Source organism: Oleiphilus sp. HI0132 (assembly GCF_001635845.1).
On sequence record NZ_LWGJ01000703.1, the window covers coordinates 1 to 1,964 of the forward strand.

The window sequence follows — 1,964 nt, forward strand, 5'->3', positions numbered from 1 at the left end:
AAAACGAAAGTGAGTTACTTACAATACTTTCTTCCAGGCAATAAAAAACCCCAGTAGGATGACCTACTGGGGTTTCTAATAGAAGCCTGACGATGACCTACTCTCACATGGGACCTCCCACACTACCATCGGCGATGCTTCGTTTCACTTCTGAGTTCGGGATGGGATCAGGTGGTTCCAAAGCTCTATGGTCGTCAGGCAAAACTTCGGTTGCTGATACTTGATCAACAACACTTAATTCTGCGTCTTTAACAATAGCAAGTAATAGCTAATTTAATCTCTGCTGTCTAACGAAGACTCATATCCAATTTGCGTTACCCGTCGTTGTACGAATAATCATTCACTATAAAACCACTTGGGCGTTATATAGTTAAGCCTCACGAGCAATTAGTACTGGTTAGCTCAATACGTTACCGCACTTACACACCCAGCCTATCAACGTCATAGTCTTTAACGGCTCTTTAGGGGAATTAAATTCCCAGGGAAAACTTATCTTGAAGGGGGCTTCCCGCTTAGATGCTTTCAGCGGTTATCCTGTCCGAACGTAGCTACCGGGCAATGCGTCTGGCGACACAACCCGAACACCAGGGGTTCGTCCACTCCGGTCCTCTCGTACTAGGAGCAGCTCTTCTCAATTTTCCAACGTCCACGGCAGATAGGGACCGAACTGTCTCACGACGTTCTAAACCCAGCTCGCGTACCACTTTAAATGGCGAACAGCCATACCCTTGGGACCGGCTTCAGCCCCAGGATGTGATGAGCCGACATCGAGGTGCCAAACACCGCCGTCGATGTGAACTCTTGGGCGGTATCAGCCTGTTATCCCCGGAGTACCTTTTATCCGTTGAGCGATGGCCCTTCCATACAGAACCACCGGATCACTATGACCTACTTTCGTACCTGCTCGACGTGTCTGTCTCGCAGTTAAGCGCGCTTATGCCATTACACTAACCGCATGATGTCCGACCATGCTTAGCGCACCTTCGTGCTCCTCCGTTACTCTTTGGGAGGAGACCGCCCCAGTCAAACTACCCACCACACAGTGTCCTCGATCCCGATAAGGGACCCGAGTTAGAACCTCAAACATACCAGGGTGGTATTTCAAGGATGGCTCCACCAGATCTAGCGACCTGGTTTCAAAGCCTCCCACCTATCCTACACAAATAGGTTCAAAGTTCACTGTGAAGCTATAGTAAAGGTTCACGGGGTCTTTCCGTCTAGCCGCGGATACGCTGCATCTTAACAGCGATTTCAATTTCACTGAGTCTCGGGTGGAGACAGCTTGGCCATCGTTACACCATTCGTGCAGGTCGGAACTTACCCGACAAGGAATTTCGCTACCTTAGGACCGTTATAGTTACGGCCGCCGTTTACCGGGGCTTCGATCAAGAGCTTCGCATACGCTAACCCCATCAATTAACCTTCCGGCACCGGGCAGGTGTCATACCCTATACGTCCACTTTCGTGTTTGCAGAGTACTGTGTTTTTAATAAACAGTCGCAGCCAACTGGTATCTTCGGCCGACCTCAGCTTACAGAGCAAGTCTGATCACCAAAATCGGCGTACCTTCTCCCGAAGTTACGGTACCATTTTGCCTAGTTCCTTCACCCGAGTTCTCTCAAGCGCCTTGGTATTCTCTACCTGACCACCTGTGTCGGTTTGGGGTACGGTTCCTATATATCTGAAGCTTAGAGGTTTTTCCTGGAAGCAGAGCATCAACCACTTCAATCTCTAAAAGAGATCTCGTCATCAGTTCTCAGCCTTAAGGACCCGGATTTGCCTAAGTCCTCAGCCTACAACCTTAAACATGGACAACCGTCGCCATGCTGGTTTAGCTTTCTCCGTCTCCCCATCGCAATATATACAAGTACAGGAATATTAACCTGTTTCCCATCGACTACGCTTCTCAGCCTCGCCTTAGGGGCCGACTCACCCTGCGCCGATTAACGTTGCGCAGGAACCCT

General features: G+C 49.5%; 2 rRNA genes. Both read right to left on the minus strand.

The features are described from left to right. Nucleotides 1-84: 84 nt before the first annotated feature. A 5S ribosomal RNA gene (rrf, locus tag A3766_RS08380) occupies nucleotides 85-199 on the minus strand. Between the two features lie 167 nt (nucleotides 200-366). Further along, nucleotides 367-1,964, minus strand: a 23S ribosomal RNA gene (locus A3766_RS08385); the annotation flags it as partial.